The organism is Curtobacterium sp. MCLR17_054 (assembly GCF_003234335.2).
In the GTDB taxonomy this organism is placed as follows: Bacteria; Actinomycetota; Actinomycetes; order Actinomycetales; family Microbacteriaceae; genus Curtobacterium; species Curtobacterium flaccumfaciens.
Genome location: NZ_CP126263.1, coordinates 286,760 through 310,512 on the forward strand (window position 1 = coordinate 286,760; position 23,753 = coordinate 310,512).

Annotated in this window: 23 protein-coding genes; 12 read left to right on the forward strand and 11 right to left on the reverse strand. The window is 71.7% G+C overall.

Annotation, left to right across the window (positions count from 1 at the left end):
• Positions 1 to 7: 7 nt before the first annotated feature.
• Both DEJ08_RS01405 and DEJ08_RS01410 read right to left on the reverse strand, forming a co-directional pair.
• The gene (locus tag DEJ08_RS01405) at positions 8 to 1,051 is read right to left on the reverse strand and encodes a YdcF family protein (RefSeq protein ID WP_258367121.1); all 1,044 of its coding nucleotides are present in this window, start codon (positions 1,049 to 1,051) and stop codon (positions 8 to 10) included.
• A gap of 2 nt (positions 1,052 to 1,053) precedes the next feature.
• Positions 1,054 to 1,509: an iron chaperone gene (locus DEJ08_RS01410; protein ID WP_196783353.1), complete on the reverse strand. Its 456-nt coding sequence runs from the start codon at positions 1,507 to 1,509 to the stop codon at positions 1,054 to 1,056.
• Between the two features lie 90 nt (positions 1,510 to 1,599).
• On the opposite strand from DEJ08_RS01410, the gene mgrA reads away from it, so the two are divergent.
• Both mgrA and DEJ08_RS01420 read left to right on the forward strand, forming a co-directional pair.
• The gene (gene mgrA, locus DEJ08_RS01415; protein ID WP_071245810.1) at positions 1,600 to 2,643 is read left to right on the forward strand and encodes an L-glyceraldehyde 3-phosphate reductase; all 1,044 of its coding nucleotides are present in this window, start codon (positions 1,600 to 1,602) and stop codon (positions 2,641 to 2,643) included.
• A gap of 560 nt (positions 2,644 to 3,203) precedes the next feature.
• Positions 3,204 to 4,445 carry an MFS transporter gene (locus tag DEJ08_RS01420; protein WP_111054803.1) on the forward strand — a complete coding sequence of 414 codons (1,242 nt, stop codon included), beginning with the start codon at positions 3,204 to 3,206 and terminating at the stop codon, positions 4,443 to 4,445.
• A gap of 77 nt (positions 4,446 to 4,522) precedes the next feature.
• Here DEJ08_RS01420 and mnhG read toward each other — a convergent pair whose 3' ends face one another.
• The 7 genes from mnhG to DEJ08_RS01455 form a co-directional block, all read right to left on the reverse strand.
• Complete coding sequence (gene mnhG / locus DEJ08_RS01425; protein ID WP_071245814.1) at positions 4,523 to 4,879, reverse strand: monovalent cation/H(+) antiporter subunit G; 357 nt, start codon at positions 4,877 to 4,879, stop codon at positions 4,523 to 4,525.
• The gene (locus tag DEJ08_RS01430; protein WP_051597118.1) at positions 4,876 to 5,214 is read right to left on the reverse strand and encodes an MrpF/PhaF family protein; all 339 of its coding nucleotides are present in this window, start codon (positions 5,212 to 5,214) and stop codon (positions 4,876 to 4,878) included. The genes mnhG and DEJ08_RS01430 overlap by 4 nt, the downstream gene beginning before the upstream one ends.
• A complete protein-coding gene (locus DEJ08_RS01435; protein WP_111054804.1) occupies positions 5,211 to 5,792 on the reverse strand; it encodes a Na+/H+ antiporter subunit E in 582 nt (193 codons plus the stop codon). The genes DEJ08_RS01430 and DEJ08_RS01435 overlap by 4 nt, the downstream gene beginning before the upstream one ends.
• The gene (locus DEJ08_RS01440; protein ID WP_111054805.1) at positions 5,789 to 7,480 is read right to left on the reverse strand and encodes a Na+/H+ antiporter subunit D; all 1,692 of its coding nucleotides are present in this window, start codon (positions 7,478 to 7,480) and stop codon (positions 5,789 to 5,791) included. Before DEJ08_RS01440 ends, DEJ08_RS01435 begins: the two co-directional genes overlap by 4 nt.
• The gene (locus tag DEJ08_RS01445) at positions 7,477 to 7,887 is read right to left on the reverse strand and encodes a Na(+)/H(+) antiporter subunit C (RefSeq protein WP_110865552.1); all 411 of its coding nucleotides are present in this window, start codon (positions 7,885 to 7,887) and stop codon (positions 7,477 to 7,479) included. The genes DEJ08_RS01440 and DEJ08_RS01445 overlap by 4 nt, the downstream gene beginning before the upstream one ends.
• Entirely contained in the window at positions 7,884 to 10,796 is a 2,913-nt protein-coding gene (locus DEJ08_RS01450; RefSeq protein WP_111054806.1) for a Na+/H+ antiporter subunit A, read from the reverse strand. Before DEJ08_RS01450 ends, DEJ08_RS01445 begins: the two co-directional genes overlap by 4 nt.
• A 101-nt stretch (positions 10,797 to 10,897) precedes the next feature.
• On the reverse strand, positions 10,898 to 11,650 hold the full coding sequence (locus tag DEJ08_RS01455) for an SDR family NAD(P)-dependent oxidoreductase (protein WP_111054807.1): 753 nt from the start codon (positions 11,648 to 11,650) through the stop codon (positions 10,898 to 10,900).
• A gap of 45 nt (positions 11,651 to 11,695) precedes the next feature.
• On the opposite strand from DEJ08_RS01455, the gene DEJ08_RS01460 reads away from it, so the two are divergent.
• The 6 genes from DEJ08_RS01460 (at position 11,696) to DEJ08_RS01485 (ending at position 16,835) form a co-directional block, all read left to right on the forward strand.
• Positions 11,696 to 12,418 carry an SDR family oxidoreductase gene (locus DEJ08_RS01460; protein ID WP_181439013.1) on the forward strand — a complete coding sequence of 241 codons (723 nt, stop codon included), beginning with the start codon at positions 11,696 to 11,698 and terminating at the stop codon, positions 12,416 to 12,418.
• Positions 12,415 to 13,074 (forward strand): FadR/GntR family transcriptional regulator, encoded by a 660-nt coding sequence (locus DEJ08_RS01465; RefSeq protein WP_111054809.1) that lies wholly within the window; start codon positions 12,415 to 12,417, stop codon positions 13,072 to 13,074. Before DEJ08_RS01460 ends, DEJ08_RS01465 begins: the two co-directional genes overlap by 4 nt.
• A gap of 67 nt (positions 13,075 to 13,141) precedes the next feature.
• Positions 13,142 to 13,762, forward strand: coding sequence for a DedA family protein (locus DEJ08_RS01470; RefSeq protein WP_071404822.1), 621 nt, complete (start codon positions 13,142 to 13,144; stop codon positions 13,760 to 13,762).
• Between the two features lie 40 nt (positions 13,763 to 13,802).
• Positions 13,803 to 14,669, forward strand: coding sequence for an SMP-30/gluconolactonase/LRE family protein (locus DEJ08_RS01475; RefSeq protein ID WP_502869460.1), 867 nt, complete (start codon positions 13,803 to 13,805; stop codon positions 14,667 to 14,669).
• A 7-nt stretch (positions 14,670 to 14,676) separates the two neighbouring features.
• Positions 14,677 to 15,828, forward strand: coding sequence for a 23S rRNA (uracil(747)-C(5))-methyltransferase RlmC (gene rlmC, locus DEJ08_RS01480; protein WP_111054810.1), 1,152 nt, complete (start codon positions 14,677 to 14,679; stop codon positions 15,826 to 15,828).
• A 302-nt stretch (positions 15,829 to 16,130) separates the two neighbouring features.
• Positions 16,131 to 16,835: a LysM peptidoglycan-binding domain-containing protein gene (locus DEJ08_RS01485; protein WP_111032656.1), complete on the forward strand. Its 705-nt coding sequence runs from the start codon at positions 16,131 to 16,133 to the stop codon at positions 16,833 to 16,835.
• A gap of 74 nt (positions 16,836 to 16,909) precedes the next feature.
• On the opposite strand, the gene DEJ08_RS01490 is transcribed toward DEJ08_RS01485, so the two are convergent.
• Both DEJ08_RS01490 and DEJ08_RS01495 read right to left on the reverse strand, forming a co-directional pair.
• Entirely contained in the window at positions 16,910 to 17,953 is a 1,044-nt protein-coding gene (locus DEJ08_RS01490; protein WP_111054811.1) for an LCP family protein, read from the reverse strand.
• Between the two features lie 75 nt (positions 17,954 to 18,028).
• On the reverse strand, positions 18,029 to 18,436 hold the full coding sequence (locus DEJ08_RS01495; RefSeq protein WP_111054812.1) for a MarR family winged helix-turn-helix transcriptional regulator: 408 nt from the start codon (positions 18,434 to 18,436) through the stop codon (positions 18,029 to 18,031).
• Positions 18,437 to 18,513: 77 nt separating this feature from the next.
• Between DEJ08_RS01495 and DEJ08_RS01500 the strand changes: the two genes are divergently transcribed.
• The 4 genes from DEJ08_RS01500 to DEJ08_RS01515 all read left to right on the forward strand — a co-directional run bounded on the left by DEJ08_RS01500 (position 18,514) and on the right by DEJ08_RS01515 (position 23,752).
• A complete protein-coding gene (locus DEJ08_RS01500; protein ID WP_111054813.1) occupies positions 18,514 to 20,628 on the forward strand; it encodes an MMPL family transporter in 2,115 nt (704 codons plus the stop codon).
• A 12-nt stretch (positions 20,629 to 20,640) separates the two neighbouring features.
• On the forward strand, positions 20,641 to 21,291 hold the full coding sequence (locus DEJ08_RS01505) for a GntR family transcriptional regulator (RefSeq protein WP_111028645.1): 651 nt from the start codon (positions 20,641 to 20,643) through the stop codon (positions 21,289 to 21,291).
• A 137-nt stretch (positions 21,292 to 21,428) separates the two neighbouring features.
• Positions 21,429 to 22,931 (forward strand): LCP family protein, encoded by a 1,503-nt coding sequence (locus DEJ08_RS01510; protein ID WP_111024584.1) that lies wholly within the window; start codon positions 21,429 to 21,431, stop codon positions 22,929 to 22,931.
• A gap of 38 nt (positions 22,932 to 22,969) precedes the next feature.
• Positions 22,970 to 23,752, forward strand: coding sequence for an endonuclease/exonuclease/phosphatase family protein (locus DEJ08_RS01515; RefSeq protein WP_111054814.1), 783 nt, complete (start codon positions 22,970 to 22,972; stop codon positions 23,750 to 23,752).
• Position 23,753: the final 1 nt, after the last annotated feature.

The following is a 23,753-nucleotide window of genomic DNA, read 5'->3' on the forward strand; positions in this document are numbered from 1 at the left end:
GGAGATCCTACTGCTGGAACGACTCCCAGAGCAGGAACCCGGTGAACAGCACGAACGGCGTGCAGGCGACCACGTTGAGCCAGCGGTGCTCGACGATCACCGCGGCGAACTCCCGCAGGAACGCACTCGGGACGTAGTACGCCGCCGTGCGGGCGCCGACGACCTGAGCGGGCAGATCGAGGCGACGGGCCAGGGTCGCGGCCCGCAGCACGTGGTAGTTGTTCGTGACCACGACCATCTGGCCGTCCCGGCCGGCGGCCGTCTGCACGTCCCGCGAGAACCGGAGGTTCTCGCGGGTGTTCCGCGACGCGGTCTCCGCGACGACGTCGTCCGCGTCGGCACCGTGCGCCACCAGGTACTCGGCCATCGCGGTGCCCTCGGGGCGGGGTTCGTCGTCGCCCTGTCCGCCGGACGGCACGAGGAGCGGTCGGCGTCCGGCGGCTCGTTCGGCGCGGTAGACGCCGAGCGCCCGGTCGAGCCGGCTCTGCAGCAGGGGCGGGACCTCGCCGTGCACGAGCCCGGAGCCGAGGACCACGATCGTGTCGGGGACGATGCCGTGCCGCGTCCGCCCGTAGACCACGGAGTACAGGGCGAACGCCACCAGCGACAGTGCGAAGTACCCGCAGACGAACACCATCAGCACGGCGACCGCGATCTTCGTGCCGTCCCACAGCGTGAAACCCTCGCCGCTGCCCGAGACGAGCAGGGCGATGGCGATCGCCGGCAGCACGAACACCGCCACCCCGGCGGCGAGCGACAGCAGGTTGCCGACGCTGCGTCCCTCGGCCCGGAGCATCTGCAGGCCGTTCGCGACCAGGGCGACGCCGAGCACCACCACGGCGAGCGGCACGAGCAGCAGCACCACGGCGACGAGCAGGCTGAACCCGGGGACCACCCTGGTCAGCACGGCCACGACCGTCGCGAGCCCGAACAGCACGGCCGCGGTCAGGAACACCCCGTTGCGGAGCATCCGCGGATCCCGTCGCCGCCCCAGGACGTACAGCACCAGGAACAGCAGGGCGAAGACGGGAGCGGCGCCCAGCCCGAGCACCGTCAACCGACCGCGCGACGGATCAGGTCGGCCACCCGTGCCTCGTCGGCCTCGGAGAACTCGGGGCTGATCGCCCACGACGTCGGCCAGAACGTGCCGTCGTCGAGCGCGGCCGAGTCCTGGAACCCGAGCGTCGCGTAGCGGGCCTTGAACTTCGCGGCGTCCTGGAAGAAGAACACCGCCTTGCCGTCCCGGGCGTAGGCGGGCATGCCGTACCAGAGCTTCGGCGCGAGCTCGGGGGCGACCTCGAGCGCGATGCGGTGGATGCGCTCCGCCAGACCGCGGTCCGGCTGGGGCATCTCGGCGATCTTCGCCTCGACCGCAGCGGCGTCGGCCGCCGCCTTCTCGGCCTTGGTGCCCTTCGTGCCGCGGGCGCGCTTGACCTCCGCGGCGTGCTCCTGCATCGCCGCGCGCTCCTCGTCGGTGAAGGTGGTCTCGGTCTTCGTCGTCCGTGCCATCGTCGTCTCCTCGTGGTCTCGTGCACCCATCATGGGTCCGCGAAGCGAAGCGTGCGAGGCCCGGGCCCGATCGAGTGCCAGGCTCGTCCCATGACCTACATCGCCAGTGACGACCGCTACGACTCGATGACGTACCGCCGGACCGGCCGCTCGGGCCTCGACCTGCCGCTGCTCTCCCTGGGGTACTGGCACAACTTCGGGGACGACATGCCCTTCGAGAACCAGCGCGCCATCAGCCGCCGGGCGTTCGACCTCGGGATCACCCACCACGACCTCGCGAACAACTACGGCCCGCCGTACGGTGCTGCCGAGGTGAACTTCGGCCGCCTGATGCGCGAGGACTTCCGGCCCTACCGCGACGAGATGGTCATCTCGACGAAGGCCGGCTGGGACATGTGGCCGGGGCCGTACGGGCAGGGCGGTGGCTCGCGCAAGTACGTGCTCGCCTCGCTCGACCAGTCGCTGCAGCGCACGGGCCTGGACTACGTCGACGTCTTCTACTCGCACCGTCTCGACGCCTCGACCCCGCTCGAGGAGACGATGGGCGCCCTGCACACGGCGGTCCAGCAGGGCAAGGCGCTGTACGTCGGAATCTCGTCGTACGACGCCGAGCGCAGCCGGCAGGCAGCCGAGATCCTCCGCGACCTCGGCACGCCGCTCCTCATCCACCAGCCCTCGTACTCGATGCTCAACCGTTGGATCGAGACCGAGGGGCTGCTCGACGCCGCCGGCGAGCTCGGCTTCGGCGTGATCGGCTTCACCGCGCTGGCGCAGGGGCTGCTGACCGGCAAGTACCTGAACGGGGTGCCCGAGGACTCCCGCGCGGCAGCGGGCAAGTCCCTCGACGCGTCGAGCATCACGCCCGAGGTCGTCGAGCACCTCCGCGCCCTGAACGACGTCGCGGCCGCGCGCGGACAGTCCCTCGCGCAGCTCGCCCTCGCCTGGGCGCTCCGCGACGAGCGGGTGACCTCACTCGTCATCGGTGCGTCGCGGGTGTCGCAGCTCGAGGACAACGTCGCCGCGCTGTCGAACACGTCGTTCACCGACGAGGAGCTCCGCGTCATCGACGAGCACTCGGTCGGCATCACCGATGTCGACCTGTGGGCGGGAGCCCGCGCAGGCGAGGTCTCCTGACCCGAGCACCACGCCGCAGCAGTCGCTCGGCTGGTCGCATCTCGTTGCTCGGCGGATCCCGCCGGCCGGTCACGACACGTCGCAGGTCGCCCGCCGAGCGGTCACGAACTGTCGGCTGGCGGCGCCGCAGGCGACGGTCTGCGACCGCACCGCGCACGGCCGACGGGGTGTCGTGACCGCTGCGGTGCCCTGGGCGCGCGGCACGGCGGACGGGAGGCGCGGGGCACGCCGCCACGCGCCTCCCGTCCGTCGTCCGGTCGCGTTGCGTCGCGTGGCCGGCATGCGGGGGCTGGTCACGACACGTCGCGGGTCGCCCGCCGAGCGGTCACGAACTGTCGGCTGGCGGCGCCGCAGGCGACGGTCTTCGACCGCACCACGGCTGACCGCCGGGACGGCGCCCGGAGCGAACTCCTCCGGGGCGCGGCGGCCGGTTGGTACCATCGACAGCGTTCGACAACACGCAGTGTGTATCTACCGGCCGCCGGCATCCCGGCGGACAACGGCGGCACCCGATGGGTCCGCCGCCACCGAACCGGGCGGGCCGAGAAGGCACAACCCCGATGCTCCAGACCCGCTCAACCGACGCCCCGCCCGCTCCGGACCGCTCACTCGTCTCCCTCGCCGGCCGCTGGTACTTCCCCGTGGCGTTCATCGCCCGGCTCCCGTTCGCGATGATGGTGGTCGGCGTCCTGACCCTCGTCGTCGCCGCCCGTGACTCCGTCGCCCTCGGCGGCATCAACTCCGCCGCCGTCGGCATCGGCTCCGCGATCTTCGGCCCGATGGTCGGCGCCGCGGCCGACCGCTACGGCCAGCGGGCGGTCCTCGTCCCCGTCGGCCTGGTGAACGCGGCGCTGCTCGGGTTCTTCCCGTTCGTCGTCGGCGGCACCGCGCCCGACCTCGCCGTCCTCGCGGTCGCGTTCTGCATCGGTGCCTCGGCCCCGCAGGTCGCCCCGATGTCCCGCACGCGGCTCGTCGCGATCATCCGGCAGCGGATGGCCCCGGCGCGGCGCGAGAAGACCCTCAGCGGCACCATGGCCTACGAGTCCGCCGCCGACGAGACCGTGTTCATCATCGGTCCGTTCCTGGTCGGCATCCTCGCCAGCGCGATCGCCCCGTGGGTGGCCGTCGCCGGCGCCTCGGTCCTGACGTTCGTGTTCGTCACGGCGTTCGCGCTGCACCCGACCGGCAAGCTCGTGGTCGGCCAGCACGCGGAGTCGACGCAGGCACCCGCACGGCAGCTCCTGCGCCCGCGGCTCGTCGTCGTGGTCGTCGGCATCCTCGGCATCGGCCTGTTCTTCGGCTCGACCCTCACCTCGCTGACGGCGTTCATGGAGACCCACGGCGAGGCCTCGCAGGCAGGCCTGCTCTACGGCCTGATGGGCATCGGATCCGCCGGGTTGGCACTCGGGTCGGCGGCGTTCCCCCGGGCCTTCGGCCTCGGTTGGCGCTGGCTCGTGTTCGGCGTCGTGCTCCTCGGCGGTGCGATCGCGTTCGCCAGCGCCGACTCCGTCGTCGCCGCGGGCGTCGTCCTCGCGATCATGGGCATCGGGATCGGGCCGACCCTGGTCGCCCAGTACAGCCTCGGCTCCGACCGCTCACCGGTCGGCCGGTCCGCCACCACCATGACGATCCTCGGGTCCGCCGTCATCGTCGGCCAGTCCATCGCCTCCGCGATCACCGGGGACGTCGCCGAGCACCACGGCACCGCGGCCGCGATGCTGCTGCCGGCGGTCTCCGCCGCGATCGTCGTGGTCGCCGCGGTCGGCAACCTGCTGCTCCCGCGCCGGGTCGCGACCGCCTGACCGCGAACGTGAGCGCTTGACGGACCGGAGGCCCGTGGCGACGCCGCCACGGGCCTCCGGTCCGTCAGGTCGGTGCGTCAGGACTCCGTGTCGTCGACCAGCAGGTCCTCGTGCCGGTAGTCGTCGGCGCGCAGGCCGGCGCGGGCGATCATGTGCGTCGACACGGGTACCAGGAACAGCTGGAACACCATGATCGGCAGCACGACCCAGAACGCCGTCCACGTCCACACCGCGACCACGATGGCGGCCAGCGCGAGTGCGAGCCCGAGCACCTGCGGCTTCGCCATGGCGTGCAGACGGACGAGCGGGTCCGGGAACCGGACGATGCCGACCCCGGCGCCGAGCGACAGCAGCGACCCGACGAGCAGCAGCCCGATGGCGATCCAGGCGCGGATGCCGGCGTCGTCGACGAACGACTCGATGATCTCGATCACGACTGGTCCTCCTCGGCGCGCTCGGGGGTGGTGACGGTCAGTCCCTCGTCGGACGGGTCGGCCGAGGGCGTGACGGCCCGGGCGACGGCGACCGTGGCGAACACACTCGTCGCCGAGATCACCACGAGCACGGGGATGCCGGTCAGGTCCTGGCGGATGACCATCGCGGCGGCGATCACCACGAGCACGGTGGTCAGCACCATGTCGGAGCCGATCATGCGGTCGAGGATGGTCGGGCCGCGCACGATGCGGAACACCGCGAGGGCGAACGTCGCCCCGAGGAGCGCGAGCACGAGCGCGACGGCGATGCCCATCACGACGACGGCGGGGCTCATCGGGTCACCTCCGGCAGGTGCTCGGACAGCTCGGAGACGTCCTGCTTGGATCCCAGTGCGCGGATGACCATGGCCTCGATCCGGAGTGCGACGCGGCGTTCGTCCTCGACCTGCTCGAGGCGCTCGGTGTCGAGCACGTGGAGCAGCAGGCGACGGCGCCGCAGGTCCACGTCGGCGACGTACGAGCCGGGCACGAGCGAGATCGCGAGCGTGGCCAGGGTGAAGGTCATCTCGGAGGTCGAGTGCAGCTGCACGAGCGTGATCGAGCTCCGCCGCACACCGCGGGGTCGGAACGCGACCCAGGCGACCCGGAATGACGCCACGACGACGAGACCGGACCACACCACCAGGAACCGCAGCACGTGCACGATCGAGAACCGTGCGGACAGGGGGACCGGCGGGAGCGGCAGCGCCTGGGTGACGATGAGCGCCACGACGATGCCGCACAGCAGCGTCAGCGGGGTCCACGACCCCCAGAGCAGCGCCCAGAGCACGGTGAGCCCCGCGACCAGGGGCACGTCGTAGCGCCACGCCAGCGCGATCCGGCGGGCGTTCGAGATGCGGCGGACGTCGGTCATCGCTCACCTCCGAGCACGGCCTGCACGTAGCGGTCGGGCGACTCCAGCGACTCCGCTGCGCGGGTCGCGTAGCCGTAGAGCGGGCCGGCGACGACGGTCAGGGCGACGGACCCGAGCACCGCGACGGTCGTCACGCCGACGAGCATGCGCGGCAGGCGCACCTTCTCGGGAGCCTCGCCGACCGCCTCGGTCGCGCCGGTGGTCGGACTGGAGGCACGGGCCGCGTGCGGTGCGTCGGTGACCGTCACCGAGCCTCCCGGGTGGTACGCCTCGCCCGTCTCCTCGGAGACGGTGAGCGGCGCCGGTTCCGGGGAGCGCAGGTGGGCGTGCGGTTCGGCGCTGGTCGTGTGCGGAGCCGCGGCCTCGGCCGCCGGCTTCGGCCGCCAGAAGGCGGCGTCCCAGACCCGCATGAGCGCGTACAGGGTGAGCAGTGAGGTGACGACGCCGGCGCCGATGGTGACGTACGCCATCGGGGAACCGTCCTCGGCGGCGGCGCGGAACAGGCCGAGCTTGCCGATGAAGCCGGAGAACGGCGGGATCCCGCCCAGGTTGAACGCGGGGATCAGGTACAGGGCGGCCAGCAGCGGTGCGGCCTTCAGCAGTCCGCCGAGCGACCGGGTCGAGGTCGTCCCGCCGACACGTTCCATCAGACCGGACACCAGGAACAGCGTGGTCTGCACGACGATGTGGTGCACCGTGTAGAACACCGCTGCCGCCGTCCCCGCGACGGTGCCGAGTCCGACGCCCATCACCATGAAGCCGATGTGGCTGATCAGCGTGAAGGACAGCAGCCGTTTCACGTCGGTCTGCGACACCGCGCCGAGCACCCCGACCACCATCGTCAGTGCGGCGACGACGAGCAGCACCTCGTTGAGCTGTGGTCGTGGGAAGATCACCGTCTCGAGCCGGATGATCGCGTAGATGCCGACCTTGGTCAGCAGGCCCGCGAACACCGCGGTGACCGGCGCCGGGGCCGTCGGGTACGAGTCCGGCAGCCAGAACGCCAGTGGGAACACGGCGGCCTTGATGCCGAACCCGATCAGCAGCATCGTGTGCAGGAGCAGCTGGACGTGCTCCGGCAGGTCGGCGACGCGCTCGCTGATCTGGGCGATGTTCACCGTGCCGGTGGCGCCGTAGACCAGCCCGATGGCGGCGAGGAAGATCGCCGACGCGATCAGGCTCGTGACGATGTACGTCGTGCCGGCCCGGACGCGCTGTTCGCTGCCGCCCAGCGTGATGAGCACGTAGCTCGCCACCAGCAGCATCTCGAACGCGACGTACAGGTTGAACAGGTCACCGGCGATGAACGAGTCGAGCACACCGGCCGCGAGCACCAGGTACGTCGGGTAGAAGATCGTGACCGGGGCGTCCTCGTCGTCGGCGGCCAGCCCCTGCCCGATCGAGAACAGCAGGACGAGCAGCAGGACGCTCGCACTGACGGTGAGCAGCAGTGCGCTGAGCCGGTCGACGACGAGCGAGATGCCGTAGGGGGCGTCCCAGCCGCCGACCTGCACCACGATCGTGCCGTGCCGGTCGACCAGGACCATGAGCGTGGCGGCGACGGCCAGCGCCACGACGAGCACCACGACGGTGATCGCACGCTGGAGCTTCTGGTGCCGGAGGAGTCCGAGCGCGACCGCGGCACCGAGCAGCGGGACGAGGACGAGGAGCGGGACGAGCCAGGTCATCGGGTCGCCTCCTGTTCTGCGTCGGTGGTGGTCTCCGGGTCCTCGTCGGCCGCCTCGTCGCGGTCGCGGCCGATGGCGGCGTCGGCTTCGTCGACCTCGACCTCGTCGGCGCGGGACAGCTGCCACGACCGGTGGATCAGGGCCAGCAGGAACGCGCTGACGGCGAAGGTGATCACGATCGCGGTCAGGGCGAACGCCTGGGGGAGCGGGTCGGTGATGCCCTCGGCGCTCTTGCCGATCGGCGGATCGCCCGCGGCGCCGGACATCACCAGCAACAGCAGGTTGAGCGAGTTGCCGAGCAGCAGGAAGCCGAGGAGCATCCGGGTCAGGGAGCGTTCGAGCAGCAGGTAGACGCCGCACGAGAACAGCACCGCCATGGCGATCACGAGGACGAGGGTGACGGTCACGTGGCGCTCCCTTCCGGGGTGGGGGCATCGAGGGCGTCGCTGACGGACCCCTCGGTGGTGTCGCGGGTCGGGGTCGAGGCGTCCTCGAGGCGCTGCCGGTCGACCTCGGCGCCGAGGCTGCGGAGGACGTCGAGCACCAGACCGACGACGACCAGGTAGACGCCGATGTCGAAGAACGTGGCGGTGACGAACTCGACGTGCCCGAGGATCGGGACGGTGGCCTCGAAGAACTCGGAGTACAGGGCTTCACGGCCGAAGAACAGCGGCACGATCGCGGTGATCGCTGCCGTCGCGACACCGAGCCCGAGCAGTCGACCGGCACGCACCGGGGCCGCTGCACCGAGTTCGGCCGGGCCGCCGGCCAGGTAGCGGGCCGCGAGTGCGATGCCGGCGACCAGGCCACCGGCGAACCCGCCACCGGCCGAGTTGTGCCCGGCGAACAGCAGGTACACCGACAGCACGATCAGGCCGTGGAACAGCAGGCGGACGACCACGTCGAGCAGTGCCGAACGGCCGGTCGGGATCGCGGCGCTCGTCGGCAGCCAGGCGCGGGGTTCACCGTCGGTGCGCTCGCCGTTCGCGGTCAGGGTCTCCGGCAGGTCGCGCAGCCGGGGCAGGGTGTCCTCGCGCGAGTTCACGAAGATCAGGCTCGCGACGCCGGTGGCCGCGGCGACCACGACGGTGAGCTCACCGAGGGTGTCCCAGCCGCGCAGGTCGACGAGGGCGACGTTCACGACGTTCAGACCGTGCCCGAACGAGCTCGTCAGTGCGGGCAGGTCGGGCCAGAGGGGGCGTGCCGTCCGGGCCGAGGCAGCGACGACGACGACGATCGCCAGCGTCAGCCCCGCCAGCCCGGCGAAGAGCGCCCGCACGACCCGGAACCGCGACGGGTTGGTCGTGGCGATGCGCGGGGGCAGCCGTCGGAGCACCAGGACGAAGGCGATCAGGGTGACCGTCTCGACCACGAGCTGCGTCAGGGCGAGGTCGACGGCGCCGTGCAGGACGAACAGCACCGAGAGGCCGTAGCCGGTGACGCCGACCAGGACCGCGGCGGCGAACCGGGTCTTCGCCGTGAGCACCGCGATGCCGGCGATCGACATCACGATCATCACCGGGATCTGGCCCCACGAGTCGGCGAACCGGACGTGGAACTCCCACGGCCCGCCGAGCACCAGGTTGGCGAGCGCCCCGGCGACGAAGACCGACAGGATCACGGTCAGGTAGTAGGGGAGCGAGCCGCGCTGCAGGCTCGCGGTGAGTACGGTCGCCCCGCGGTCGAGCAGTCGCATGCCGTGCCGGTACGTGCCCGCAGCGCTCGGGAACCCCGCGAGCCGGTGCTGGAGCGCTTCGACCGGACGACGCAGGGCGAACAGTGCGAGGCCGCCGACCAGGGTGATCGCGGACAGGCCGAGCGCGGGTTCGAGGCCGTGCCAGAGCGCGAGGTGCGGGACGTCCTCGCCACCGAGTGCGGCGGTCGTGGCAGCGGGCTCGATGCCGTGCGCGACCACCGGGGTGAGCAGGCCGAGGGCAAGGCCGGCCAGCGCGAGCACCGAGGGCACGACGGCGAGGCCGTGCAGGGCGTGCGGCTCGGTGGTCGCGATGCCGGGCTTGCGGGCGAAGGCGCCCCACAGGAACCGCAGCGAGTAGGCCACGGTGAGCACCGATCCGACGGTCACACCGATCAGGGCGAACCAGGCCCAGCCGGCGTCGGGGCCGTGCAGGGACTCGGTGAACCCGGTCAGCACGGCTTCCTTCGCGACGAACCCGATCGTCGGCGGGAGCCCGGCCATCGACAGCAGCGCGAGCACCGCGACGACCGCCAGCCACGGGCGGGCGCGGCCGAGCCCGCTGAGTCGACCGAGGTCACGCGTGCCGGTGACGTGGTCGATCGCGCCGACGACCAGGAAGAGCGTCGACTTGAAGGCGGCGTGGGCCACGAGGAGCGCGACCCCGCCCAGGGCGACCGCGGGGGCACCCCAGCCGGCGGCGAGCACGAGGAACCCGAGCTGGGCCACGGTGCCGTAGGCGAGCAGGAGCTTGAGGTCGGTCTGCCGCAGGGCCCGGTACCCGCCGACGAGCATCCCGGCGACGCCGAGCAGCGTGATCGTCTCGCGCCAGCCGTCGAGCAGCGCGAACGCGGGGGCGAGCCGGGCCACCAGGTAGATGCCGGCCTTCACCATCGCCGCGGCGTGCAAGTACGCGCTGACCGGGGTCGGTGCGGCCATCGCGGCGGGGAGCCAGAAGTGGAACGGCACGATCGCCGACTTCGTGAGCGCCCCGAGCAGCACGAGGACCACCGACACCGAGACGACCGTGCCGCTCGGGGGATCGGCGACGATCGCGGACAGCGAGGTCGTGCCCGCCGTGACCGAGAGCATCACGAGGCCCGCGAGCATCGCCAGACCACCCGCGGTGGTGACGACGAGCGCCTGCATGGCGGCGGCGCGACTGGCACGCTTCGCGGCGTCGTGCCCGATGAGCAGGTAGGAGAAGACCGTCGTGGCCTCCCACAGGACGAACAGCACGATGACGTCGTCGGCGATCACGAGCCCGTACATCGAGCCGGCGAAGGCGGTCAGGACCCCGGCGAACCGACCGAGCCCGGGTTCGTCCCGCTCGAAGTACGAGGCGCAGTAGACCAGCACCAACGCGCCGACGATCGACACCACGAGGGCGAGCACCCACGACAGGGCGTCCATCCGCAGCGTGACGTCGAGGTCGAGCTGGGGGACCCACTGGTGCCGTTCGACGACGCTGCCGTGCAGGGCGGCGTCGGTCTGGGCGATCGTCAGCACCGCCGCCGCGGCGGGGGCGAGGGCTGCGACGAAGAAGACGCGGCGCCCGAGGACGGGGGTCAGTGCGGGGACGATCAGGGCGACGATCGCGAACGCGACGAGGACGAGGACCATCGGGCACCTCCTCGGGGTCGGGCGGCAGTCCGGCTCACTGGGCTTTCACAGCCTACGGAGAGGGCCATGTGGAGAACCTGTGCGGCCGGACAGCAGTCCGCTCAGGTCCGGCCGTGCGCGCGGGCGGGGATCTGGGTCGCGAGCTTGCCGCCGGAGACGTCGAGCAGGGTGCCGGTGATGTACGCGGAAGCATCGCTCGCCACGAAGACGAGCAGATCGGCGACGTCGTCCGCGGTCTCCCACCGGCGCAGCGACAGGGTGTCGAGCAGGCGGTCCTGCGCCTCGGTCGGCATCGTCGCGAAGCCGTTCATCGCCGTCGGGACCATGCCCGGTGCGTAGGCGTTCACGGTGATCCCCCACGGGCCGAGCTCCGACGCCAGGACCCGGGTGAACGAGACGACCGCGGCCTTCGACGCCGCGTAGGCCGCGCTCCCGACGCTGGGCACGATCGCCGCGAACGAAGCGGCGTTGATGATCCGCCCGCGCCCGGCCGCCTGCATCACCGGAGCCACGGCCTGGCTCATCAGGAACGTGCCGCCGAGGTTGACGTCCACGCAGCGGCGCCAGGCGTCCCACTCGAGTTCGGCGACCGTGCCCGTGACGTTGATGCCGGCGTTGTTCACCAGCACGTCGATCGTGCCGTGCCGCCGGACGACCTCGTCCACGGCGTCGCGCACCGACTGCGGGTCGGCGACGTTGCACACGACGTGGTCGAGCGGGAAGTCCGGCTCGAAGGCCAGGTCGAGGGCGACGACACGGCACCCCTCGCTGACGAAGCGGTCGGCGAGAGTGCGCCCGATCCCGCGTGCTGCGCCGGTCACGACCACCACGTGGTCGGTCAGGTCGAGGTGCATCGTTGCTCCCGTCGTCGGTGCCTTGAATAGGCATACTATTCGAGCATGACGGATCAGCGTGTGCTCTGGGTCACGGGTGGGGGCAGCGGCATGGGGGCCGCGAGCGCCGAGGCGGCGGCGCGGGACGGCTGGACGGTGGTGCTCAGCGGGCGCCGTGCCGAGCGGCTCGAGCAGGTCGCACGCACCGTCCGCGGCACCGGGGGAACCGCGGACGTCCTGCCCCTCGACGCGAACGACCCCGATGCCGTCGCAGCCGCACGGGACGCCGTGCTCGAGCGGCACGGGCGGCTCGACGGGCTCGTGCTGGCGGCCGGGCTCAACGCCCCGAGGCGCCGGTGGGACGACCAGTCGCTGACCGACTTCCGCGCGATCGTGGACACGAACCTCACCGCCGTCGTCTCGCTGGTGGACGCCGCGCTGCCGGCACTCCGCGCGGCCGGCGGCGTGGTCGTCGTCGTGTCGTCGTACGCCGGGTGGTCCTTCCAGCCCGGGGCGGGTGTCGCGTACTCGGCGAGCAAGTCCGCGCTCGCGTCGGTCGTCCGGACGCTCAACCAGCAGGAGGCCGAGCACGGCGTGCGTGCCACCCACCTGTGCCCGGGTGACGTCGCGACGGACTTCCTCGACCAACGGCCCGAGGTCCCCGACGCGGCCGCGCGGCAGCGCATGCTCCAACCGGAGGACATCGGGCGGACGGTCACCTTCGTGCTCGGGTCGCCGGCACACGTGCGCATCGACGAGCTCGTGCTGTCGCCGGTCTCGCAGCGGTGACGAGCACCTTCGAACGGGTCCTCGACCAGATCGGTGCCGCCGTCGTCTCCGGCGCGGTCGCCGTGGGCAGCCGCCGGAGCGTCGACGACCTGGTGACCTGGACGGGCGCCAGCCGCAGCATCGTCCGCGAGGCCGTCCGCGTCCTCGTCGCGCTCGGCCTGCTCACCGCGCGGCGCCGGGTCGGCGTGACCGTCCTCGACCTGCGGGAGTGGGACGTCCTGGACCCGCGTGTGGTGCGGTGGCGCCTGCGGGGCCCCGACGGCGAGCGCGTGGCGGTCGAACTCCGCGAGCTGCGCGCGGCGGTCGAACCCGCCGCCGCTGCCGCAGCAGCCCGGCGAGCGGCGCTCGACGAGTGCGCGGACCGACGGGAGGCCCTCCGCACCACCGCGGACGAGCTCGCCGCCGCCGCGACCCGCGACGACCGCCTCGACTTCGTGGCCGCGGACGTGCGGTTCCACGCGCTCGTGCTCGGCCTGTCCGGCAACGCCCTGTACCGACGCCTGCACCAGGTCGTCGGCCAGGTGCTGCGCGAACGCGGGAGCATCCGCCCGGACCGGCACGACGTCGGCCTCCACCTGGCACTCGCCGACGCTGTCCTCGACGGCCGCCCGGACGACGCGGCCTCGACCATGCGGGCGATCGTCGACCGCACGTGAGCGGGGCGCGCCGGACCTGCGAGGATGGACCCCGGCGCGCCCCTCCGGCGCCCGTGGAGGGTGAGTCGTGGACGCAGCACAGGACCTGGTCGTCCAGCTCGTCGGCACCCCGTGGGCGTTCTTCGTGGTCGGCCTCGTGCTCGCCGTGGGCAGCGTCGCGGTCTTCCTGCCCAGCCAGGCACTCGTCGTCGCGATCGGCACGCTCCTGGTGGGCGGTGACGGCGGTCTCCTGCCGGTCCTCTTCCTCGTCGTCGCGGCGTCGATCGGGATGGTCCTCGGTGACCTCGGGCTCTACCATCTGGCGCGGTCGGTCGACCTCGGCTCGAGGTCGTGGTTCGCGCGTCCGAAGGTCCGCGCGGCCCGGGACGCCATCGACGGCCGCTACCGTGCCGCTCCCGGGCGCATCGCGGTGCTCGGACGCTTCATCCCGATGGGCCGGTTGACGACGAACCTGGTCGGCGCGGACAGCGGGCTCGACCTCCGGCGGTTCCTGCTCAGCTGTGTGCTCGCCGACGTCGTGTGGGCCGCGTACTGCGTCGGCATCGCCTCGGCCACCGGGCGCTGGAGCCGCGAGCAGCCCTTCCTCGTCACGACCCTCGCGGTCGTGGCGTCGATCCTGCTCGGCCTCGCGATCTCCGCGATCGAGAAGGCCGTCCGACGACGGAGCGAGGCTGCGGCCGCGGCCTGACGAACGTAGGCTGGGCACCCCGTTCGAAGGAGAACCCGTGCTGCTCGACGACCTCGTACCGGACGCCGACGCGCTCGAGCGCATCGCCACCGGCAGCACCTGGGCCGAGGGGCCCTGCTGGATCCCGTCGACGCGCACGCTGCGGTGGTCCGACATCCCCGGCGACCGGATCCTGCAGTGGCACGCGGACTCGGGGGACACCTCGGTGTACGCGGACGGTGTCGAGTTCACCAACGGCCGCACGCTCGACCGGGACGGCAGCGTCGTGCAGTGCTCGCACGGGCTGCGTCGGGTCGAGCGGGACCGCGACGGCGTCGTCACGCCGATCGTCGACGTGTGGGACAGGGGCCGGTTCAACTCCCCGAACGACGTGGTGATCGCGCGGGACGGCGGCGTCTGGTTCACCGACCCCGCCTACGGCATCACCCAGCCGCGCGAGGGACACCCGGGCGTGCGTGAGTACGGCGACCACTGGGTGTTCCGGTGCGGCCCGGCGGGCGAGGACCTGCGACCAGTGGCGACCGACCTGGACGAGCCGAACGGCCTGGCCTTCGACCCGGACGAGCGGGTGCTGTACATCGCGAGTTCGTCGGGCGACGAGCCGGTCATCCGCGCCTACGACCGCCGAGGCGACCTGCTGAAGAACGGCCGGGTGTTCGCGCGGCTCGAGCCCGGAGAGGGTGCGCCGGACGGCATCCGGGTCGACGTGCACGGCAACGTCTGGTCGTCCTCGCACCGCGGCGTCGTCGTGTTCGACCCGACGGGTGCCCGGATCGGTGCGGTCGCCGTGCCGGAGGTCACGTCGAACCTGTGCTTCGGCGGCGACGAGGGCACGACCCTCTTCCTGACCGCGACGACGTCCGTGTACCGGATCGCCACGACGACGCGGGACGCTGCCGTATCCTGACTCGGCCATGCAGTGCGACTACTTCGACCGCGGGGTGTGCCGGTCGTGCACGCTCATGGGCCAGCCCTACGCCGACCAGGTCCTCGACAAGGAACTCCGCACGCGCGAGCTCCTGCACGCCGCGGTCGAGGCCGCCGGGGGCTCCGGAGCGGTCTCCTGGTCGCCCGCGATCACGAGCCCGGAGTCGGGGTACCGGAACAAGGCGAAGATGGTCGTGGGTGGGACCGTCCAGCACCCCACCGTCGGCATCCTCGACCACCGGCAGCGCGGGGTGGACCTGCGGCACTGCGGGATCTGCACGCCCGGCATCCGGCACGCGTTGCCCGTGCTGGCCGAGTTCGTCTCGACCGCCGGGCTGATCCCGTACGACGTCGCCGCGCGCCGGGGTGAGCTCAAGTACGTCCTGGTCACCGAGTCGCCCGACGGCGAGCTGATGATCCGGTTCGTGCTGCGTTCCGAGGGGCAGCTCCCGCGGCTCCGCCAACACCTCGACGCCCTGCGTGCCGCACTGCCGAACGCGGTCGTGGTGACCGCCAACCTGCTGCCCGAGCACAAGGCCGTCACCGAGGGCGACCGCGAGATCGTGCTGACCGAGCAGGAGACCCTGCCGATGCGGCTCGGCGGGATCACGATGCACCTGCGGCCGCAGAGCTTCTTCCAGACGAACACCGGCGTCGCGACCGAGCTGTACGCGCAGGCGACGGCCTGGATCGACGAGCTCGACCCGGCGTCGATGTGGGACCTGTACTGCGGCGTCGGCGGGTTCGCGCTGCACGCTGCCCGTCCCGGCCGCGTGGTGACCGGCATCGAGACGAGCGCCGAGGCGATCCGCTCCGCGAAGCAGTCCGCTCGTGAGGCCGGCCTCGAAGGCCTCCGGTTCGCCGCCGACGACGCGACCGAGCACGCCCTCCGGGCTCGTCCGGACGCGGTGCCCGAGCTCGTCGTCGTGAACCCTCCGCGTCGCGGGATCGGGGAGCGGTTGTCGACCTGGCTCGAGGAGTCGGACGTCCAGCACGTCGTCTACTCGAGCTGCAACCCGGTGACCCTGGCGAAGGACCTGGCACGCATGCCGTCGTTCCGGCTGCACCGGGCCAGGGTGCTCGACATGTTCCCGCAGACCGGGCACCTCGAGGCCGTGACCCTGCTCACGCGGGCCTGATCCCGACCGTCGATCGGCATTGCCAGGGAATTGCCAAGGACACGTACCCGGGTACGCCTCGATCACCATGGCCATGGGCATCGAGCCGTTCAGGTTCTGGGACGGGGTACATAGCATGCACGGGTAGAACCGTTTGTCTCGGTTTGATAACGGTCAAGAGTTTCCTATGGTTGCCGACCGAGGTGCCGCCGGCCCGATGACCACTGCCCCCGGTGGCGCACCCCCACAACTGACCGCGATCGGTCGGGGTGGGCAGTGGATCCCGCAACAGATGCGGCTCGTGACCCCGGTGGAGCAATCACATGAAGAAGCTTTCCCGTACCCGCACCATCGTCGGTGGCCTGGCGTTCGCCGGCATCGCCGCGACCGGTGTCGGCCTCGCGGCAGCCCCCGCGAACGCAGCGTCCGGTTCGACCTGGGACCAGCTCGCGCAGTGCGAGTCCGGCGGCAACTGGGCCATCAACACCGGCAACGGCTACTACGGCGGCCTGCAGTTCAACCTCGGTACCTGGCAGGCGAACGGTGGCGCGGGCAACCCCGCCTCCGCCAGCCGCGAGGCCCAGATCGCCGTCGCCGAGCGTGTCCTCGCCTCGCAGGGCTGGGGTGCATGGCCCGCCTGCTCCGCCCAGCTCGGGCTGAGCGGCACCAGCGGTGCAGCCCCCGCCGCGGCGGCTCCGGCCCCCGCACCCGCTCCGGCGCCCGCGCAGCAGGCTGCCCCGCAGCCCGCTGCTCCGGCACCGGCTCCTGCCGAGCAGGCTGCCCCGCAGCCGGCCGCGCCGAGCACGACCGAGTCGACGCCCGCCCCGGCAGCGACGACGCCGAGCAAGCCGGCCCCGGTCAAGACGAGCGGCAAGACGTACACGATCGCCTCAGGTGACACGCTCGACACGATCGCGACGAAGCTCGGGATCGACGGCGGCTGGAAGCAGCTCTGGGCCGCGAACACGTCGACCATCGACGACGCGAACCTGATCTACGCCGGCCAGGAGCTCCAGCTCCCCGCCTGATCTCTCCGCAGACCGAACACGACGACGCCCCACGACCTCGAGTCGTGGGGCGTCGTCGTGCGTGCGGTGCCGGGCTACTGCGGGTTGTCGCTGAGCCAGCCGGCGACGTCGTCGGACCGGAGCGCCTGGGACAGCGAGGCGACCTCGAGTCCGTTCAACGTGACGACCGACTGCCCGTCCGGCGAGGTGCCGGAGCCTGCCGTCGGGACGGTGAAGGTCACCAGGTCGTCGGCCCGTGCGGCCCGGAGCGACCAGCCCAGCTCGACGAGCCGTGAGGACGACAGCCCCGCGTCGACCGCCAGGTGGTCGCTCGTCGCGGCGACGAAGTCCTGGATGCGCCCGGGGTTGGTGACGGTGCCGCGGGACAGCAGCCCGTCCACGACTCCGCGCATGAACGCCTGCTGGTTGCGGACCCGCGTGTGGTCGGCGTCGGCGAAGGCGTAGCGCTCCCGGACGAAGGCGAGCGCGGCGGCGCCGTCGAGCCGGTTCGCCCCCGCCGTGAAGTCGTGGCCCCGTGCCGAGAACGGCCGGGGGGAGTCGACCGTGACACCGCCCAGGGCATCGGTCATGTCCGCGAACCCGGCGAAGTCGATCTCGGCCACGTGGTCGACCCGGACGTCCAGGAGCTGCTCGACGGTCTGCACGGTCAGGGGTACTCCGCCCCAGGAGTAGGCGGCGTTGATCTTCGCGCGACCGTGTCCGGGCACCTCGACCCACGAGTCCCGCATGATCGACATGAGGTAGACGTGCTGCCGGTCGGCGGGGACGTGCACGAGCATCAGGGTGTCCGAGCGCCCGCCGAGCTCGGGCCGCGCACCTTCGGGTCCGCCCTGCGCACGGGCGTCGGACCCGATGAGCAGGATGTTCTCACCGCCGGAGGCACTCGGCCGAGCGCCGTTCGGGAACGGGTCGGCAATGGTGTCGCGACCGGCATCGAAGCTGCGCGCGAGCCCGCCGACGAACACACTCGCCACGACGGCGACGACCAGGGCGACACCGACGAGCGAGCCGAGCGTCGCGATCAGGGCGACCAGGAACGGTCGCCGTCGCCGGGTGCTGCGACGGGGTGCGCGGCGGGTGTGGGTTGCGGCCGCCCGGGCGGCTCGGCGTTCGGACATGCGGGGCTCCTGTGGTCAGGTCGGCACGCACCGACCACAGGATCTTATCGCATGTGGTATTTCATGAACAGTGTGTCACTCGGACTGCGGTTTGGCGAGCAGTTCGGCCAGTGCCGTCCGGAGCGCCGGGTCCTCCGGCAGGACCTCGCGCTCGATGTGCCGTGCGGTCTCCCAGGCGGACCGGCCAGCGGACGTCACGCTCACCACGCGGCGCCGGCGATCGGCGGGATGCGGGGTGCGCTCGACCAGGCCGTCCCGCTCCATCCGCTCGAGCGTGCGGGACATCGTCTGCGGCTGGACCCGGGCCGTGCGGGCGATGGTGTCCGCGCCGGTCGGACCGGTCCGGATGAGGATGTCGATCGCGACGACCGCGGCGTGCGAGAGCCCGATGGCGCGGAGCCGTTCGTCCCAGTCCCGTTCGACGGACCGTGCAGCCGCGGACAGCAGGCGCCCGAGGGGCCACTGCTCGCTCGTGTCCTGCATGCCGTGATTCTATGGTCGTCAGGAGCGCTCGACGGTCAAGTGATCAGCATGCTGACGATCGGTGTACGCTCACCGACGTGTCCCGCTTCCTCCGCATCGTCCTCCCCGCGCTCGTCATCGTGGTCTGGCTCGGCATCGCCTCGGTCGGCGGTCCCTTCTTCGGCAAGATCTCCGAGGTCTCGACCAACGACCAGACCTCGTTCCTGCCCGCCTCGGCCGACGCCACGAAGGTGCAGGAGCGGTCCTCCGAGTTCCGCGACGAGTCCGGAGCGCCCGCGATCATCGTCCTCGAGCGCGACGGCGGCCTGACGTCGACCGACCTCGCCGACGCGAAGGCGCTCGCCACGACGCTGTCCGACCGCGCCGACGTCGATGCCGTCAGCCCGGTGATCCCGAGCGAGGACGGCGACGCGGTCGAGATCGTCGCCACGCTCACGCAAGACGCCGAGACCGGAGATGCGGTCGAGGCCATCCGGGCCGACGTCGACGACGCGCTGCCGTCCGGTGTCAGCGGCTACGTCACCGGCCCGGCCGGGTTCACCGCGGACCTGACCGAGGCCTTCGCCGGCATCGACGGGCTGCTGCTCGGGGTGGCGCTCGCCGCGGTGTTCGTGATCCTGATCATCGTCTACCGATCACCCCTGCTGCCCGTCCTCGTGCTCGGGACCGCCACGTTCGCCCTGTGCGCCTCGATCCTCGTGGTCTGGTGGCTCGCCAAGGCCGACATCGTGACTGTCAACGGGCAGGTCCAGGGCATCCTGTCGATCCTGGTGATCGGCGCGGCGACGGACTACGCGCTCCTGTACACCTCGCGCTTCCGGGAGGCGCTGCGCGACCACCGCACCGGCTGGGACGCGACGAAGGCCGCCCTGCGGGGGAGCCTCGAGCCGATCCTGGCCTCGGGTGGCACGGTGATCGTCGGAGTGCTCTGCCTGCTGCTCTCCGACCTCAACTCGAACAAGGCGCTCGGCCCCGTCGCGGCCATCGGCATCGCGTTCAGCCTGCTCGCCGCCCTGACGCTGCTGCCCGCGCTGCTGCTCGCGTTCCGCCGCGCGGCGTTCTGGCCGCTGCGTCCCGCGTTCGGCAGTGCCCACCCCGTGCTCACCGGTCCGGACGCCCGCGGCATCTGGGCGCGCGTCGGCCGGCTCGTCGCCCGGCGGTCGCGGGTGGTGTGGATCGTCTGCACGGTCGGCCTGCTCGCGATGGGTGCCGGCCTGTTCGGACTCAAGGCGGACGGGGTGCCGCAGAGCGACCTGATCATCGGGTCGTCGCAGGCCCGTGACGGTCAGGACGTGCTGGCCGACCACTTCCCGGGCGGCTCGGGCAGCCCCGCGCAGGTCATCGGCGCGGAGCGCGACCTCGACCAGCTCGTCGACGCGATCACCGCGGTGGACGGGGTCGACGGTGTCGTCGCCGCAGCGAAGGACAGCCCCGCCGGGACCGTCCCGGTGACCGGGTCCGCCGCCGGCAGCAGCACGCCGACCGTCTCCCGCGGTGACGTCCTGCTCGAGGCGACGCTGTCCGATGCCGCCGACTCGGACGCCGCCGAGCAGGCCGTCCGCGACCTCCGCACCGCCGTCGAACGGGTCGACCCGGGAGCGATCGTCGGTGGCGTCACCGCGACGGCGGTCGACACGAACGACACCGGCATCCGTGACCGCACCCTGATCATCCCCGTGGTGCTCGTCGTGATCCTGCTGATCCTGATGCTCCTGCTCCGGAGCATCGTCGCGCCGCTCGTGCTGATCGGCAGCGTGATCGTGTCCTTCGCGGCGGCCCTCGGTGTCGGAGCGCTCGTCTTCGACCACGTGTTCCACTTCCCGGGCGCGGACCCGAGCGTGCCGCTGTACTCGTTCGTGTTCCTGGTGGCACTCGGCGTCGACTACAACATCTTCCTCATGACACGAGTGCGTGAGGAGGCGCTGCGGCACGGTCCACGCGAGGGCGTCCTGCGCGGACTCGGCGTGACCGGCGGGGTGATCACATCGGCGGGCGTCGTGCTCGCCGCCACGTTCGCCGCCCTCGGCGTGATCCCGATCCTGTTCCTCGTGCAGATCGCGTTCGTCGTCGCGTTCGGCGTCCTGCTCGACACGATCGTGGTTCGTTCGCTGCTCGTGCCGGCGCTGGCCTACGACCTCGGGCACCGCGCCTGGTGGCCGTCGCGCCTCTCGCGCACGAACCCTGACATGTGACACGCTGGACCCATGCCAGTTCCCTCGACGCAGCCCGCTGCCGAGCGCAAGCTCCTCCGTGACACGGTGCAGGACAAGATCCGCGACGCCATCATGGACGGCACGCTCGAGCCCGGGGAACGGCTCAACGACGACGACCTGATCGCCTGGCTCGGGGTCTCCCGCACCCCGATCCGCGAGGCCCTCGCCGAGCTCGCCCGGGCCGGCCTCATCGAGATGGCACCGAACCGCTACACCCGGGTCGCGGCGCCGACGAAGGGGGAACTCCTCGACGCGTACCGCACCCTCGGCGTGATCTACGGCGGCGTCGTGCGGCTCGCGGTGCCCCGGTTCACGGACGCGCAGCGCAAGAAGATCGTGAAGATGCTCGACGACGTGCACGCGCGGGTGAGCGCCGACGAGCAGGACCAGGTCGCGCGCGACGGAGCCGGCATCTACTCGATGTGGGCGGACGCGTGCGGCAACCCGTCGCTCGTGCAGCTCTGCAACTCGACCACGGACGGGCTCTCCTTCAAGCTCCGCGTACCGGAGCTCGCCGAGCTCCTGCCGGCCGACGTGATCCTGCCCGAGCTGACGAAGCTCAAGGACGCCGTCGTCGCGAAGGACCCCATCGCTGCCGAACTCGCCATGGAGGCGATCCACCTGCTCCCGTCGCGCGACTAGCGCGACCAGGTGACGGACTGGAGGCCCGTGGGGACGCCGCCACGGGCCTCCAGTCCGTCACGGGGTGACGGCGAGTACGGGGTGACCTTCCAGGCGCATCCCATGTCCGTTCCCCGCGTGGCGGTTATGGTTTCCCGGTGAGCAACGAACCCGAGCAGACGACCGAGCCCGCACATCGCGGTGCTGCGACGCCGCGCCACGGGCGCCAGAAGCGACGCGCAGGCGTCGTGTTCCCGGCCGTCGCGGGGGTGCTCACGATGGCCCTCCTGCTGGGCGTCGGGTACGCCGGGTACGCGTACAACCAGCTGTCCGACGGCGTCACGATCGTCAACGCGATCACCGGCAAGAAGGACACGAAGGACGACGTCGACGGCAAGGCGCAGAACATCCTGCTCGTCGGCGACGACCATCGGCCGGAGAACGCCACCCCCGAGCAGATGGCGGAACTCAGCACGACGTCGGACGGTGGTGCGACGAACACCGACACGATGATCGTGCTGCACATCAACGCCGACGGCAGCCAGGCGACGATGATCTCGTTCCCCCGTGACTCCTACGTCGACATCCCGGACGTCGGCAAGGGCAAGCTCAACAGCGCCTTCTACTACGGCACGCTCAACGGCGGTGGCGACACCGGCGGTGCGAAGATGCTCATCAAGACGATCGAGAACCTGAGCGGCCTGCAGATCGACCACTACGTCCGCGTCTCGCTGCTCGGCTTCTACCAGGTCGTCAAGGAACTCGGCCCGGTGCAGGTCTGCCTCAACCAGGCGACCAGCGACCCGTACTCCGGCGTCGACCTGCCGGCGGGCAAGTCCTCGCTCAACGCGAAGGAGGCGCTGTCCTTCGTGCGACAGCGCCACGGCCTGCCGAACGGCGACCTGGACCGCAACGTCCGCCAGCAGTACTTCCTGTCGCAGGAGGCCCGGAAGGTCACGTCGGCGGGGACGCTGCTCAACCCGGTGAAGATGGGGAACATCCTCAAGGCCGTCGGCGGATCGATCCAGACGGACACCGACCTCATCGACCTGGCGTCACAGATGCGCAACCTGCGGCCCGGCAACATCCAGTCCGCCACGATCCCGACGCTCGGCACGCCGACCATCTACGTGAACGGGTCCGCCCTGTCGATCGTCGAGGTCGACACCGTCGGCCTGCCCGCGTTCGTGCAGGGCCTGGTCGGCGAACCCGAGGCCTACACGAAGGCCGGCCGCGCACAGCCGGCGAACACCTCGGTCACGGTGCTGAACGGCAGCGGGGTCGAGGGTGCCGCGACGGCTGCGGGGCAGGTCCTGACCGCCCGCGGCTTCCAGGTCGCCCCGGCCGGTTCGTCCGCGACGACGAAGACCACCCAGGTGCAGTACCCAGCCGGTCAGGAGTCGCAGGCCAAGGCCATCGCGTCCGTGGTGCCCGGTGCCGTCGCCGTCCGCACCAGTGCGGTCACCGGTGTCACGCTCGTGCTCGGTACCGACGGCAAGACCGCGAAGCCGGTCGCGACCGAGCCGAGCGCCGGGGCGTCGACGCCGTCGACCGGCGGTTCGAGCACCGGCTCGAAGCCGACGAAGAAGCCCGCGAAGGAGCCGACGGCCAAGTCGACCGACGTGCACAACTACGGCACCGAGGGCACCTGCATCAACTGATGGGAACCCGCGGGGCAACCGGTCGGTAGGTTCTCGGTGTGACCAGCGCCGCACGCCCGATCGTCCTGATGACCTACAACATCAAGAACCCGGACCCCGCGCACGACTGGCCGGCCCGCCTGCCGGTCGTGCTCGACCTGATCCGCCGGCACGACCCCGACCTGCTGTGCGTGCAGGAGGCCTTCGCGCACCAGATGGACGACCTGCGTGCCGGCCTGCCGGACCACGCCGACGTCGGACAGGGGCGCGAGGGCGGTGACGCCGGCGAACACGCGGCCGTCTTCTACCGCCGCGACCGGTTCCGGCCGTCCGACGAGGGGTCGTTCTGGCTGTCGGACACCCCGGACGAGCCCGTCTCCAACACCTGGGGCAGCCTGTACCCGCGGATCGCGAACCACGCCCGGTTCCTCGACGCCGAGGGGCCCGCGTTCACGCTGCTCACCACGCACCTGGACCACGAGCCCGGTGCGCACGGTGACGAGGTCCGCGGCCGGAGTGCCGCGCTCATCGCCGAACGACTGGCTGGCACCACCGGCCCGGTCGTGTTCGCGGGGGACTGCAACGAACCCGCGGGCAGCGGGACGGCCTCGCGGGTGTTCGCCGAGGCCGGGTTCGCCGACGCCTGGCTCGCCGCGGGGGACCCCGACGACCGCACCGCCACGTTCAACGACTGGCAGCCGCCGGTCGACTCGGGCGAGCGGATCGACTGGGTGCTCACCCGCGACGTCAGCGCCGTGGACCGCGTTGTGATCGACCACGACGGCCCCGAGACCTGGTTCGCCAGCGACCACTTCCCGGTGATCGCGACAGTGCGGGTCTGAG

Coding starts and splice junctions, on each gene's coding strand:
- DEJ08_RS01410 (WP_196783353.1), bottom strand. CDS start 1,509: ATGGCACGGACGACGAAGACCGAGACCACCTTCACCGACGAGGAGCGC.
- mgrA (WP_071245810.1), top strand. CDS start 1,600: ATGACCTACATCGCCAGTGACGACCGCTACGACTCGATGACGTACCGC.
- DEJ08_RS01420 (WP_111054803.1), top strand. CDS start 3,204: ATGCTCCAGACCCGCTCAACCGACGCCCCGCCCGCTCCGGACCGCTCA.
- DEJ08_RS01430 (WP_051597118.1), bottom strand. CDS start 5,214: ATGAGCCCCGCCGTCGTCGTGATGGGCATCGCCGTCGCGCTCGTGCTC.
- DEJ08_RS01435 (WP_111054804.1), bottom strand. CDS start 5,792: ATGACCGACGTCCGCCGCATCTCGAACGCCCGCCGGATCGCGCTGGCG.
- DEJ08_RS01440 (WP_111054805.1), bottom strand. CDS start 7,480: ATGACCTGGCTCGTCCCGCTCCTCGTCCTCGTCCCGCTGCTCGGTGCC.
- DEJ08_RS01450 (WP_111054806.1), bottom strand. CDS start 10,796: ATGGTCCTCGTCCTCGTCGCGTTCGCGATCGTCGCCCTGATCGTCCCC.
- DEJ08_RS01455 (WP_111054807.1), bottom strand. CDS start 11,650: ATGCACCTCGACCTGACCGACCACGTGGTGGTCGTGACCGGCGCAGCA.
- DEJ08_RS01460 (WP_181439013.1), top strand. CDS start 11,696: ATGACGGATCAGCGTGTGCTCTGGGTCACGGGTGGGGGCAGCGGCATG.
- rlmC (WP_111054810.1), top strand. CDS start 14,677: ATGCAGTGCGACTACTTCGACCGCGGGGTGTGCCGGTCGTGCACGCTC.
- DEJ08_RS01485 (WP_111032656.1), top strand. CDS start 16,131: ATGAAGAAGCTTTCCCGTACCCGCACCATCGTCGGTGGCCTGGCGTTC.
- DEJ08_RS01490 (WP_111054811.1), bottom strand. CDS start 17,953: ATGTCCGAACGCCGAGCCGCCCGGGCGGCCGCAACCCACACCCGCCGC.
- DEJ08_RS01495 (WP_111054812.1), bottom strand. CDS start 18,436: ATGCAGGACACGAGCGAGCAGTGGCCCCTCGGGCGCCTGCTGTCCGCG.
- DEJ08_RS01505 (WP_111028645.1), top strand. CDS start 20,641: ATGCCAGTTCCCTCGACGCAGCCCGCTGCCGAGCGCAAGCTCCTCCGT.